Below are 13,732 nucleotides of genomic sequence, written 5' to 3'. Positions count from 1 at the left end.
CCGCATCAAGGCGGGACAATCCACGCGATCTCGCCGCTCGTCAGATAGACGATTGCGCCACGCATGGCGCCGGTCGCGGCCAGGTAGTCACGCAGCTGCTGCACATGTGCTTCGCGCGCAGCAGGTGTGGGATGGACGTCGGACTTCCAATCGATGACAGCGTTGACACGGTCTTCGATGATCGCCAAGGCGTCGGCCCGTCCGCCAATAAGGCTCACCTGATCGCGGCCCCAGATTGCCATCTCGGGCACGAGGTGAGGCCGCAGTTCAGGAATGTGCGGCAAAGCTAGCCCGCGGAGCGCCGCTGCTCCCATCTCATGGGGATCAGGCTGAGGTTCATCGTCATTTGCGTCGGTCACCAATTGATTGAGCAGTTCGCGAGCGCGGTTAACGCTTGGGTCGAGTTCTTCCGCGAGCTCGCCGGTAAGAAGCTCTTCCATCAGCTTGTGAAGGATGACGCCGCGGCGGGCTCCGGCACCGACCACCTCGAAATGCTCAATGTGGCTCTCCGAAGTTACGACGCCCTCGAGAGGGTCGCCGAGCCGATCGGCATCGTGTTGGCTGGGCCGGCGCCATACGATCGGCGGCGCGCTTTCCTCCACGCACAGCTGCTCGGCGGCAAAAATGTCGGAAGACTGCTCGTTCGGCACAGATGCCGGTACCGGTGGCTCCCGCTGTGCGAAGGAAGAGAGGTCGAGCTCGGGAATGTCGCGCTGACGCAGATCTATCGAGCTGAACCAGGAGTCTTTGGACGCCTGAGGGATGTGGGGGAGGATCAGGAGATCCCGTGCGCGTGTGCACGCCACGTACCAGATACGCTCACGTTGATTGGCATCCTCGAGGCTTTCCGCGGCGCGCGCTGCAGCCAGCTCCGGCGGCGCGACGCCCCCCAGCATCCAGTGCAAGCTATTGTCGGACTGCCGATGCACGAACTGATCCGGCCGGTAGAGCTCGGTCGTCGAATTGACCGGAATGACGATTGGCCACTCCAACCCCTTGGCGCTGTGAATGGTCACGATCTCGACGGCATCCTCGGCAGCATCGATGCGTCCTTCCTGCGCCCGGGCCTTGCGCTCCCAATCGTCCTGCAGATCGCGAACGAAAGCGCGCAGGCCAGCGATCGAGTAGCCGCGCGCTCTCTCAATCAACGCGTCGAGGTTGACGAGCGCGCGGGCATTTCTGTTGCGATGTCGCGCTGCCATGATGACGCGAACGTTCAGGCGTTCGATGGCTTCCGCCAAAATCAGGCTTGGGGTCACGATTGAGGCGCGCCGACGAAGCCGCTGCAACTCGACGAGAATATCTCTGGCGACAGCATGCTGCACGAGCTCGGGATCCGTCCGCACAGTGAAAAAGCGTTTGCCGTCGTCTTGCTCGACAAGGGCTGAGGTGATGTCCAGCAGTTCCTGTTCGCTCAGGCTGACCAGCGGCCCTCGCATCAGCGCGCCAAAGGCCAGCGTGTCGGAGGAGTCCGCCAGGACCCGCAGCAACGCCAGAATGTCCTGCGTTTCCTGCCGCCGCATCAGAGTCTGGCCGGCTTGCGAGGATACCGCCAGCCCGCGCTGCTCGAGCGCCCGTTCGTAGCGCCACAGCTCCGTGTGTCCCGGCGAAAGCAGCGCGATGTCGCCGGCCCGGAGCGGCGTGCATTTCTTGTCGGCGCGCTTGATCGACACGTTGCCGATCAAGCTGGCGCAGATTTCGGCAACCCGCTCGGCTTCGGCTTCCCGAAACGTTTCCGCGTAGATCCGCCCCTCTTGCGCAATTTCGACGGAGAAGCGTGCCACGCAGGGAAGCGGGTGTGATGGCTCGAACAGCGTCGGGGCGAGCGGGACATATCTTGGCTGCGCGGGCTTGGCAAAGACCGGCTCGAAGCAGGCGTTCACATGCTCGATGATCGGGCTCAGCGATCGAAAATTGGCCGTGATCTCGAGCACCACCCCACGATCCTGGCTGTCGATCAGCCGGCGACACAGCTCGTAGGCTTCGATGTCGGCGCCGCGAAAACGATAGATCGCCTGTTTCGGATCGCCGACGAGGAAGAGCGCGCCGGGCCGCAGCTCTGATTCCTCCCATCGCGCGAGTCGAGTTTCAGTCGCGGCGATCGAGAACAAAATCTCGTTCTGGATGCCGTCCGTATCCTGGAACTCATCAACCAGGATATAGCGATAGCGCTGGCCGATGGCCTGACGCACCTCTTCGTGGTCGCGGATCAGCGACCGAACGTGGATCAGGAGGTCATCGAAATCCAGGACAGCAGCAGCCCGCTTTCGTGCCTGATAGCTTTCGAGCAGTTGGTCGAGCGAGGCCGACAACGAGCAGACGAGCGTGCTGGCGATATTGCCTACGAGCTCGTTCCAGGCGAGGACGACGTTTTCATAGAGCGTACGGCCGTCACCGGGACCGGCATCGTTGCGGTGAGCGCCGAAGCCCCGAGCAGCCTCATCGTAGGTTTTCAGCTGCAGGCCCTTGCGCTCGAAGAGACGGCCGGTTCCCGGATCGCAAAGCCGCCACAGGGCTCGGAAATCCGCTTCGCTTGCAAGACAACTCAGATAGCGCTCCGCGAGCCGGCGCAATTCGTGCGCTATGTCGGAAAGCCATTTGTCGGGCCCGACGCTCGCATGCCAGCGGTCGAAATCATCCACCGCTTGGACGAAATCGATGTCGGGTCGTGCGTCGGGCGAGGGAGAAATCGGTTGGGCATCGGGGTGCTTGCGCCGAAGGCTCGCGAGTTCCCGAATGAGGTCGACGACCTGAAGGGGGATTTCCTCGGCAAGAACCACGATCGGGTCGCCTTCCGCCGCGTCGGCTGCGAGTCGACGCGAAAACCAAGCCGACAGCTCGGCCATGAACAGATTGTCGGCGACTGTGGCATCGGCCACGCGGGCGCCGGGGTCGAGTCCAGCTTGCACGCCATGGCTGCGGATGATCGCCTGGCAAAATCCATGAATGGTCGTCGCCGTCACCTCATCCAGGCGAGGAGAGGCGGCGGCAAGCGCATCGCGCTGCTGCTCCGAAAGGCCATGTGGAAGAACGGACTTCAGAAAAGCAGGAACATCGCCCGCCAGCAGCGTGTCGATCGTCTCCCTGATCCGGCGCGCGAGCTCGCTCGCCGCGAGTTCGGTGAACGTGATTGCCGCGATGTCACCCGGGTGATGGCCGGATGCGAGCATCATCGCCACGCGGCCGGCCATAAGGGAGGTCTTGCCGGTTCCCGCGGCTGCCTCCACCAATAGGATCGAGGAGAAATCGGTCATGGCCCGGCATCGGGCCTCCTGGTCGACGAGCGTCATGTCGAGGCGTTCCACAGCCTGTTGAGCGCCTGGTTGGCCGCTCGGAATTCGGCGGCCTTTCGGCGCAGATAGCTTTCACGATCGGCGGGAAGGGCAAGACGCATATCGTCATAATCGATGTCCTGCTCCCAACGCGGCGCAATCCGGCCGCTGCGCAGGATCGTCATGGCCGCCGATAGATAGCCCACCGCCTCGCCCACCGCGCTGTCGAGCTCGTCCCCCTTCAGTTCGAAAGTTATGGGGTTGTCGGCGAGATAGACCAGGCGCGCCACCACGGTCCTGACTTCAGGCAGCAGCGCGCGGGCCGCGATCGCATAAAGCACGCGTTGCAGCTCTCGCCCCTGGCCCAACGCGATGCGCTGATGCTTTGGAGGCGGCTTGGCGCTCTTGTAGTCGGTGATGCGCGCGCCATCGCCCGTGGCGCGAATATCGAGCCGATCGATGCGGCCGCCGAACACCAGACCGGTTTTCTCGATCGGCACCGCGACCGTCGTGTCCCACGGCGCTTCTTCCTCCGCGGCATCTTCCTGGCCGAAGGGAACCTCCGTCCAGCTACGCGTGTCGGACCTGACCTGATCGTCGGCCGCGAGACCTTTGGCCGTGCGGCGTGCAGCTTCATTCACCGTATGGCGCCACAGGAGTGGAGGCGGAACTGACCGCTGGAGTGGCCATGCGTGCAGGATGGCCGTCGACGCATCGGCGATCGCGGCTTCAATCTCACCGGCGCTGGCGCGCGCAAATCCCGGCGTCGGCTCGAGCGCCGCGATCGCGCCGCTGATCAGTTCATGAACCAGTTCGCCAAATGAGGCCGCACCGAGCTGCAGCGGGTCGGATTGGAACCGAACAGAGCGCCAGCCCAGAGCGTAACGCCAGACGAACCCGAGCGGATCTCGCAACAGCCTCTGGAGCGATGTCGTCGACTGAACCCGCGTCAAAGCTCTCTCAATCGCCGGATGATTGGCTCCCGAAAGGCCGTCATGCGGCGTCAATATCGAAGGCCGTTGCCAGTTGCGCCAGCAAAGCTGGCTTTGGCGAACACGGGCCAGTTGGCCGGCATCGCGGGGTCTTGCCAACAGCCTGTCCGCTTCGCTGAAAGCGTGCTCCGGGATCCGATCGCGCTTGTGAACGATCTCGTCGGAGGGCCAGAGGGAACTGGGTGACAGAACGCCGCCCTTGGCGTTGCGCAGCGAGCGCGACAGAACGAGTTCTTCCTTGGTATGCGCCCGAATAATTTCGAAATGGCGCCGGTCGCGCTCGGCGACCCCCACGGGATGAAGCCTGCGGCGGTCGAGCAAATGGTGCGGCAGCAGCGGGTCGTCGTTTTCCGAACGCGGCCAGGATCGGCTGGTGAGGCCGAGCAGGCGGGTGAACGGCCGCGGACAGGCGGCCAGTTGCGATGCGGGGCACCAGACGACACTATTGCCTGGGTCAAGCTGATCGGCGACACGCAAAGCTTGCAACGACAGGCCGATGGCTTGGGCGGGCGCGCTTTGCAACGCCTCCTCCCACATCGCCAGGCTTGCGCCGCTCAGCAACCGCGTGCCAGCCTCTCCGGCCATCTCTGCTCCACGCGCGAGAAGCTCTAGAATGGGAAGCAAAATCCGCTCGGCCAGCTCATCGTCGGCACGCTGCGGCCTGGCCGCCGCCAGCACAGCTCGCCACTGGTCGAGGCTGCGCAAGCCCGCGCTGCGCGGAATTGCGGCGAACCAGTCCGGTGGAAGCAAGCCGGCGAATGGGCGCGCCGGCAGGCGCCGGATCAAGCGCCAGACGCGTTCTTGACTGAGACCACTCCCAAGGATATCGGCCAACGCTGCACAGGCTTGGCCCTCCGGCGTGCTCAAAGCGGGCACCCCATGAGAGAAATGCAACGGCAACCCGGTGCTTATCGCATAAGCCAGAAAATGATCGTCCCAATCCTGTGTCGAAGTCGCAGCTATCGCGATGTCCTGCGCTTGTACCTTTCCGGTCGCAAGCAACTGCCTGGTCCAGCGCAGCGCCTCGATAACCTCCGACTTCGGGTCCGCGCTCGCCTCCGCGGATGCACGGACCGGAGTAGTCGCCGCCCTTCTTTGGATCGGCCCTCTAAACCACGCGTGCTCGACAGGCGCCGGCAGTTCCCAGGTGAGATCAGTGACGCGAGCGAGCGCATTGATAAGAGGCCTCCAAAGCGGATCGACGTTCACCACTCCTGAAAGCGTGACCGGACCCAGCAGGCTATGCGCACGATCGATCCGTCTGTTGGCTGCATCACGAAGATCGCGCGGCAGCAAATGCGCGGGTGGGATGTGATCGCGAACGTAGGTCTCGATGCGATGAAGGTCACCGAATCGCGGCGCCTCGCCCGCCATTGTGGATAGATCGAGATCCGCCCGCCAGGCGCTATCCAAAGCATGGAGAACGGCACGTGGCATCCCTGGCAGCCTGGCGACCGTTCCGATGTCGCCAAAGCTCTCGGACGTGAGCGCCGCCTGGATGGCCGGATAGAGGACGTCCGTGCTGGCCGGCGTGGCGAAGCCGCCGACCAAACGCGCTGCAAGCAAAGGCAGGGTCACGATCTCACGACCGATCGCTCCCTCTCGCGCCGCAGCGACGCGGGCGATGCGAAGGGCCAACATGCTATCGACGACGTAAGTGGACCGACAGGGCATTGTTTTTTCGTCGTTGTTCCAACCGAGCACTGTGATCGCTCAAAATCTCCGGCTATTGAAGCTCCCGCAAACAAAAAGCTTCGGCCTTGGGGGCGGGAATGTATCCGAGTAAGTTGAGCATTAGGAATTTCAGGAACTTCCAATCGATCGACATCGCTCTGGCTGGTAATGTGGTGCTGCTCGGCGAGAACCGGGTCGGCAAGAGCAATCTGCTCTTCGCCATCCAGCTCATCCTCGATCCGACCCTGCCCGATTCGGCACGGCAGCTGAAGCTCACCGATTTCTGGGATGGCGGGCCGGCCGACTATAGCGCGCCCATCGAGGTGCATATGGAAATCTCGGATTTCGCGACGGACATGGCGCTGACCGCGCTCTTGACCGATTTCCGGGCGCCGCATGATCCAAACATCGCTCGGCTGAGTTACGTATTCCGCAAGAAGGCGGACGTTGCGGGCCCGCCGCAGTCCAGCGCCGACTGCGAATTTCTGGTCTTCGGCGGTGGCGACGAAACGCGTTCGCTGCCGAGCAAGGTGCGCCGCCGTATTGCGATCGATCTGCTCGACGCCTTGCGTGACGCCGAAGGTCAGCTGGGGAGTTGGCGGGCCTCGCCGCTACGCCATCTCCTCGAGGAGGCCGTCTCTGGCATCAGCCGTCCGGAACTCGACGCCGTGGCGGGCGAACTCGACAAGGCGAGCAAGGCGCTTGAAGCCTTTCCGACCATCAAGACGCTTGAAGATGAACTGCGCGCCGGTATCGCCTACCTTTCCGGAAAAGCACATGACATCGACGCTCGTTTGAGATTCGCGCCCGCCGATCCGCTCCGCCTGTTCCGCGCGATAGCGATGTACATCGATGACGGCAAGCGCGGCATCGCGGAGGCCAGCCTCGGATCGGCGAACGTTGCGCTGCTGGCGCTGAAGCTTGCGGAATTCGCATGGCGCCGGAAGAAGAATGAACGCAATTTCTCGCTGCTGTGCATTGAGGAACCGGAAGCGCATCTTCACCCGCACCTGCAGCGATCGGTATTTGCCAAGCTGCTCGGTAACGCCGCGACCTCCCAGGCCATGATCGTGACCAGCCACTCGCCCACCTTGGCCGCTGTCGCGCCGTTGCGGTCGATCGTCCAGCTGAAAAAGAAGGGGGGCGAGACGCAGGCATGCTCGCTGGCGACCCTGCCGGTGACACCCGACGAGCTTGACGATCTCGAGAACTATCTCGACGCGACACGCGCCGAGTTGCTGTTTGCCCGTGGCGCCCTCTTTGTCGAGGGCGACGCGGAAGAGGCGCTTCTACCCGTTTTCGCCACGTCGCTCGGCCATTCGCTCGACGATCTTGGCATCACCGTCTGCAATGTCGCCGGCACAAACTTCCGCCCCTACGTGAAGCTCGCCGAGGCGCTGAAACTGCCCTATTGCGTGATCACCGACTGGGATCCGCTCGACGGGAGCAAGCCGCCTCTCGGCAAGAAACGGACCTTGGATCTCTGGGCGGACATGCTCACCATCCGCGGCAAGCCCCCACTGACGCCGGCGCAACTGGCGGAATGGGAGGGAAAGAACTATGCGGCGTTCAGCGCGGGTGCGATAAAGACCAGGATCTTTCTCAACGATCAGACCTTTGAAGTCTCCGTTGCCAACACGCCCGCCCTCTTGAATCCGCTCCTCGACATTCTCAGCGACCAGGATTTCGGGTCTGTGCGGACCAAGCGAATTGCCGACTGGCGTGCGGGCACCCCAGTCGATGCCGAACAACTGCTGGCCATGGTCGCAAGCGTCGGCAAGGGGCGGCTCGGCGCCCGGCTTGCGAAAAAGGCCGCCGGCCTCCCACCGCCCCCCTACATAGCCGCCGCCCTCGCCGCCCTCGTCACGCTGGTCTCCAATGCTTAGCGACCGGGCCCTTCTTCAGGCCTTGGCTGAGCTCAAGGGCAACCCGGAGCAGGCGGCCGCGGTCGTGGAGAAGGGTCACTGCGTGGTGCTGGCCGGTCCCGGGAGCGGTAAGACCAAGACGCTGACGACGGCGATGGCGCGCGCGCTGATACAGGATATTCCCGATCCGCGTGGTGTTGCCTGCATTACCTACAACAACGACTGCGCGATCGAACTGGAAACGCGGCTCGCGCGCCTCGGGATCACCGCGAGCGACCGCGCTTTCATCGGCACCGTGCACAGTTTCGCGCTGAGCCAGGTTATCGGTCCCTACGCGCGTTGCGTGCCTATTGGGCTTCCGGCAGACTTCAAGGTCGCAAGCAAATCGCAGATGAAAGCCGCGGTCGAAACAGCCTACAGGAACTCGATCGGCGGTTACGGCAACCCGCACGACCGATGGAAGTTCGCTTCGGAAAAGCGCCTTCGCGATGTCGACCGCACGCGGCCCGAATGGCGGGGACACAATCCAGAGCTAGCCGATTTCATCGAAGCGTACGAGGCGGAGTTGCACCGGCAAGGCTTGATCGACTTCGACGACATGCCCCTGATCGCCTACCGCATGGTCAAGGAGAATGGCTGGATTCGCGACGCCCTTCGCGCTCGCTTTCCTATAATGTTTGTGGACGAATACCAGGACCTGGGCCACGCGCTGCATGAACTCGTCCTGGTGCTCTGCTTCGAAGGCGGCATTCGGCTCTTCGCGGTCGGCGACACCGACCAATCGATCTACGCCTTCGCCGGCGCCAATCCCGAATTGCTTGAAAACCTGACGCGCCGGCCCGATGTGCGTACGATCAGGCTTCGCTTCAACTACCGATCCGGTGCAAAGATCATCCGCGCGTCGCTCGGCGCGCTTGGCGAGGAGCGCGACTATCATGGCATCGACGGCGCGCCCGACGGCGATCTGAACTTCTGGCCGGTTCCTTACGGACACGACAACCAGGCTGATGCCCTCGCCAACACAATCATTCCCAAGCTTGTGGAGCAAGGGTTCGAGCTCGGAACAATCGCGGTGCTTTATCGGGCCGCTTGGCTCGGCGACAAGGTGGCGGCCGCATTGAAAGAGGCGGGGATCCCTTTTGTCCGGACCGACACGAATGCACTGGTGAAGAGAAGCTCCCGGCTGGCGCGCTTCATCGAGGAGTGCGCTCGCTGGATCACCGGCGGCTGGCGCGATGCCGAACCCCCATACGCGCGGTTGCTGTCGCAAGCGCTGACGCTGGTCTATGGGCGCCACGCCAGCGAGCGCGAGGAGCAGGAGTTGTCCGTGCAACTCATGGCGTTCCTCAACGCCTCGCTCGCAAGCGTCGAGACGACCCACGTCTGGCTCCAGCGCTTTTCTCGTGAACTTGTTACGCCGTGGCGCAACATTGCGCGCAACTCCGAACAGGAATGGGACGTCTGTGCGGAAATGATCGCCAACACCGATCCGGCCCGAGACCTCGATCTTCCCCTCGCGCACTTCGCCGGGCGGGTCGAGGGATCGGGCCGCGTCAACCTGAGCACCCTGCACAGTGCCAAAGGCAGGGAGTTCGACGCGGTCATCATGTACGGAGTAAACGCTTCCGACATTCCGAGCGCGCGCGACAAGCAGACTCCCGCTAGCCTTCGTGAGGCTAGGCGCTTGTTCTATGTGGGAGTGACCCGCCCGAAAAAACATCTCAGCCTGGTCTATCAGGAACACCACCACTCACCATGGGTCTTCGAGCTTTACCAGCGAAGTCAGCAGGATTGAATCCGAGTAAATCGGCGTAGTCGACCAGCTCCTCATCCGAGCTGTGCCCCTATCCTGGCGGCCGATCTTCAGCTTGACGTTCAACATGCTCGACCTTGTCTAAATCACTCGGGTATATGTCTCTCCGTCGATCACCCGTTGCACTTGCTCACGGTTCCGTGCGCCTATCCGTTCGGCGATGGTCTCAGCTGGATGCACCTTCGCAAGCTCCCGAATAGCCAGGACCTGCTCAACCGAGAGGCGGTCGTCTCGGCCGCAAATCTGGGCGACGGCCCAGGCGTCGTCCTTCCATTTTTCCGAGACCCAAGGGGCAGGAAGTCCCTTGCGGGGATGGTCACGTAACCAGTTTTCGAGAATACTGTCGCGCTCGTCGGGCAGCGGCACGACACGATCACCCAGCATGCCATTTTCACGAAGATATCGCAGACCCGACTTGCCTCCCGGGATCATATTGAGGCGCCGTTGGTCGTGCCAATGTCCGTCCACCAGCCATTCCTCCGTGGCATAGAGCCGTTCGATATCATCGGTGATCGCCATGACCTTGTGGTGGATGTAGGTCACACGGCCAGCGTCTGTCTCTTCGCGAAGCTTTCGGTGAAACAGCAAGGGGCTACCGGTCTCCATCGCTCGTCGATGTTCCGCCCAGCGCTTCTGCCAGCTGCGGGTCGTGACGCCGACATAGAAGAACCCATCGTCGGGATAAGACGATCCCGAACAGAAGATGTGCTGATAGAGAACGAAGCTCTTTTTCGGAAACGATTCCGGAGCCAGAAGGAGATGCGCGGGCGCCGAGAAGACCTGACTTGGATTCTTCACGCCGGGGATATGGTCGGAGAAATCCCGGCGCGCCGCAGCTGCGAGCAGTGCCTGATCCTCAACGACATCGAGACGAATTGTCGGGCTAAGGGCAAGCTCGTTTTCCGCAAGAGCGTGACCCGAAAGAAACTGATCGGAACCCACCATCCGGTGTCCCACCCTGACCTTCATCGGGGGTGCGATGAATATCGGCCTGTCGCCGAGCGCAACAAAGTGGACGACCGGAATGAGCTGACCCGGTTTCACCCGTATCACCCCGCCTTTGCGCTTGGCCATTCCCAGCCACAGTGCGCCATACTCCGATCGACACCATTGGCGCAGCAAAGTCTCGACCTCGTGAAACCGGCGATGCATGGGTTTTGGCGCGAGATGCTCCCACCAGGCGCGATTGATCGAGACCACGAAACCTCCAGTTCAATTAGTTTATGACGTCTGCTGTAAGCGGACTTGTCCGATAAGGGCCGCCATTCGCGCTAGGTCCATGACGTTCACCCATGACGGCCGTTTCGACGGTCGGTCGCCGCACGCCGGTCGGCCATGGGTTGGCTCGACGCTCATGTCAGAAGGACAGGCGTGCTATAATCTTCGCGGGCCTCACTGCTCGGACCGCCGGTGCGACGGTTTCTGGTATTTGGAAGGTCCTCAGATTTTGAGCTTTGGATGTTGAGCCCGGTATCGCCGCCTCTGCTGAAGCAATATCTTTCGCGCTGACCTGTAACGACTTACAGGCTCCCTTCTCGTCCCAAAGGTTCTTGGCAATTTCGCTTCCTACGGCTGCAGTAATGGCGCTAGGTGCAACATCGTTCGGCGCGACTTGGCGCGTCGCGATCAACGCCTTGATTGCCTCGCCGAGGATCGCTACGGAGTCGTCGAACTCGACGCCACGGACTTGGTCGAACCTCTTCTCGGTGCTGCCGTCGACGATGCAGTGATGCGCAATGAAGATCCAGTCGTGGATCATGTAGGCTGGGGCGTAGCCCCAAGGCGACAGCCCCTTGAAGACCTGCGCGATCTTCGGGATCGAGCCGCCGTCCGTGTACATGAGGCCCGGCTTGATCGTGCTTCCTGGTGCTGCCGGATCTGCCCGATGGAAGATCAAGGGATCATGAGGGTCGGGCACGAACAGGAAACTCCCGTCACCGGAACTGTTGCCCTCACCGACCCACATCACGAACAAGCTGCCGGATATCTCACCGGTGGTAAGCTTCTGGTAGTCTATGGAGCTGCATCCAGCTGCCGTTGCAACTGCGAGCGCGATCACGCTCGTAAGGAAGCGACCCGCAAATCGCCGAGACAGGCGGATCTGATCGCTAAACGCATTGTGCCGCATCGTTCCACCTCGGTCGAACAGGGTGCTGACGGTATGAGACGCTGCCAAACGAACGGACGAAGTCAGAGAAAACCGACCCAATGGCTCTCGGCGACAATCGAGATTGGCAACCCCTCGTCGCGCCAGGCGGTCGCTTTGAAAATCTTGTCGCCAAACGATGAGTGCTTCCAAGACTCCGTGGCGTAGGCGCCGATCACGAGCACGTCGGTCTTTTGCGTCAAACTGCCGGCGCGGCCGCCACGATCCGCTATGGCCTGCTCGCAGTATCTTCGCTGGCCATAATTGAACGTCCCGGTGAAACAGTACGACCGACCTTCAAAGGTCAAATGCGGAGGCGGATTGCAAAGGGGCAGGGTGGTCGGCTTCAACACTTCCCCGAGTTCGAAATCTCGGTTCGAGAAGCTGTTCAACGTATCGAGAAGTTCGGTGTGTTCATCGGCATCGAGCACGCCGTCCGCAAGGATTTCATTGACCCGTCGGTACAAGGTCCGGACAATCGGCTGACCGCTAATCTCGACGTTCGCGGCCAGCCATTTTTGAAGGAACTCGACTTCCGCCTTGTTGATAGTCCCGTCGGCAGCGAGGCCGCGCGCTAACCCAATCAACTCATCGATCTGCCGCGAAGAAATACGATCGCCGCCGACGCGGTTGTAAAACTTGTCATCCATGGATCCCTCCCCAGCAAAGCGTTTCGCACGCTACCCCGTCACCATCCCTGTCCAGCTTGCTGCCCCACGCACAGTTGTGCAGGTACCATTGGGCGTCTTCGCAGGAACTGATTTGCGAGCAGTATCGCCGGGGTTCGCACGAAAGGCCGCCGCTTTGAGCAACCAGCTTGCGACTGATGATGCCGAGTGGCTGGCTCGACGGCGCAGGCCGGTCGCCATGCGATGCGCGCCAGTCCCAAGGCGCGTCGAACTTGCCGACCCATAGACCGAGCCTCGCCGCCTTGGCCTTGGCCTGCTGCGGCGCGTAGGCACCGTTGCTGTAGCGCGGCCAATCGAGCGCCTGGCCATGCTCTACCATCCACGCCGCCACGCTGGCGCCGTCGGCGAGCCGGCAGTCGCCGACGACGCGGTGATAGCGATCCCATGTCACGAAAGTGCACTGCACCAGCCGCGAGGCGGCCAGGAAACTGTCCAGTGCTTCGGCGGATCGCCGACCGCATGGGTACTCGAAGCCCTTGGCGTCGTCGCAATATTGTTTGCTCTCTGGCGCGTCGATCCCGTTGAACCGAACGCGCTGGCCGTGGATCTCGATTGTGTCACCGTCAATGACGGACGCCACGCCGGTCATGGGGGCAGGCTTTGGCTCGATCCAGTTAGAAGGGGTCAGGTCGGGCAAGCGGTCACTATGCAGAATGACCGTCTCAGTAGCGAAGGCTCCGGTTGCGGCAGCGGTGACGAAGATCAACCGTCGCGGCACACTTGCCCACCGCAGTGCTCGAGAGCGTTTTGCTCCAGTGCGCTTGCGCCAGCGATCAGAACGATTGTCGTAACGAGACCTATCCACACCCCACTCCCCAGCGGAGAGAATGCTCCTAAATGTAGCAGAGGTCTAGTGAAGTCTATTTGCCGAAAACGGCCTTAGGAGCTGAGGGCCTCACTTGCCCCAGCGCAACAAGTGTAGTGCCGATCCGAAGTTCATTCCGTAGCCGATATGCTCAGCTTCGGAATTTCGCAGCGTTGTATGGCCTCGAAGGCGATCAGCTATTGTCTTCGACTGGCGCACTGGGGCCATTTTTCTTGATCGAGTCGATGGCGTTCTGAGCGCTGGATTTGCTTGAGTAGCCCTCGGTCGAGAATATCACCTCGCTGTTGTACTTGAAACGAACGCGATACTCGCCAGCTTTGTCCTTATGGATTTCGAACTTATGTGCCATGGGTGTGCCCTCCGTTGACAGTGAGAAGCTCGCAGGAATCGAGATGGCTTTCAACATCGCCTTGGCCCCTGCCAACAGGTGTTTTGCGTCTCGTTGGCTACGGAAG

Annotated in this window: 9 protein-coding genes; 2 read left to right on the top strand and 7 right to left on the bottom strand. The window is 61.9% G+C overall.

The features are described from left to right. Positions 1–5: 5 nt before the first annotated feature. Entirely contained in the window at positions 6–3,290 is a 3,285-nt protein-coding gene (locus P9273_RS08980) for a UvrD-helicase domain-containing protein (RefSeq protein ID WP_278048580.1), read from the bottom strand. Then, positions 3,287–5,968 (bottom strand): PD-(D/E)XK nuclease family protein, encoded by a 2,682-nt coding sequence (locus P9273_RS08975; RefSeq protein WP_278048579.1) that lies wholly within the window; start codon positions 5,966–5,968, stop codon positions 3,287–3,289. The genes P9273_RS08980 and P9273_RS08975 overlap by 4 nt, the downstream gene beginning before the upstream one ends. Positions 5,969–6,036: 68 nt before the next feature. On the opposite strand from P9273_RS08975, the gene P9273_RS08970 reads away from it, so the two are divergent. Both P9273_RS08970 and P9273_RS08965 read left to right on the top strand, forming a co-directional pair. Next, on the top strand, positions 6,037–7,824 hold the full coding sequence (locus P9273_RS08970) for an ATP-dependent nuclease (protein ID WP_278048578.1): 1,788 nt from the start codon (positions 6,037–6,039) through the stop codon (positions 7,822–7,824). A 22-nt stretch (positions 7,825–7,846) separates the two neighbouring features. Next, on the top strand, positions 7,847–9,598 hold the full coding sequence (locus P9273_RS08965) for an ATP-dependent helicase (RefSeq protein WP_278048576.1): 1,752 nt from the start codon (positions 7,847–7,849) through the stop codon (positions 9,596–9,598). Positions 9,599–9,697: 99 nt separating this feature from the next. Here the strand turns inward: P9273_RS08965 and P9273_RS08960 are convergent, their stop codons facing one another. The 5 genes from P9273_RS08960 to P9273_RS08940 all read right to left on the bottom strand — a co-directional run bounded on the left by P9273_RS08960 (position 9,698) and on the right by P9273_RS08940 (position 13,626). After that, positions 9,698–10,816, bottom strand: a complete 1,119-nt coding sequence (locus P9273_RS08960; RefSeq protein WP_278048575.1) for a hypothetical protein — start codon at positions 10,814–10,816, stop codon at positions 9,698–9,700. Between the two features lie 157 nt (positions 10,817–10,973). Next, a complete protein-coding gene (locus P9273_RS08955) occupies positions 10,974–11,744 on the bottom strand; it encodes a hypothetical protein (protein ID WP_278048574.1) in 771 nt (256 codons plus the stop codon). 62 nt (positions 11,745–11,806) lie between these two features. After that, positions 11,807–12,412 (bottom strand): BRCT domain-containing protein, encoded by a 606-nt coding sequence (locus tag P9273_RS08950; RefSeq protein WP_278048573.1) that lies wholly within the window; start codon positions 12,410–12,412, stop codon positions 11,807–11,809. Then, positions 12,405–13,157: a thermonuclease family protein gene (locus P9273_RS08945; RefSeq protein WP_278048572.1), complete on the bottom strand. Its 753-nt coding sequence runs from the start codon at positions 13,155–13,157 to the stop codon at positions 12,405–12,407. The genes P9273_RS08950 and P9273_RS08945 overlap by 8 nt, the downstream gene beginning before the upstream one ends. Before the next feature lie 292 nt (positions 13,158–13,449). Continuing rightward, a complete protein-coding gene (locus tag P9273_RS08940) occupies positions 13,450–13,626 on the bottom strand; it encodes a YegP family protein (protein ID WP_278049012.1) in 177 nt (58 codons plus the stop codon). Positions 13,627–13,732: the final 106 nt, after the last annotated feature.

The sequence above is a fragment of the Mesorhizobium sp. WSM4935 genome, assembly GCF_029625735.1.
In the GTDB taxonomy this organism is placed as follows: domain Bacteria; phylum Pseudomonadota; class Alphaproteobacteria; order Rhizobiales; family Rhizobiaceae; genus Mesorhizobium.
This window is presented reverse-complemented; position numbering and strand designations above follow the sequence as displayed.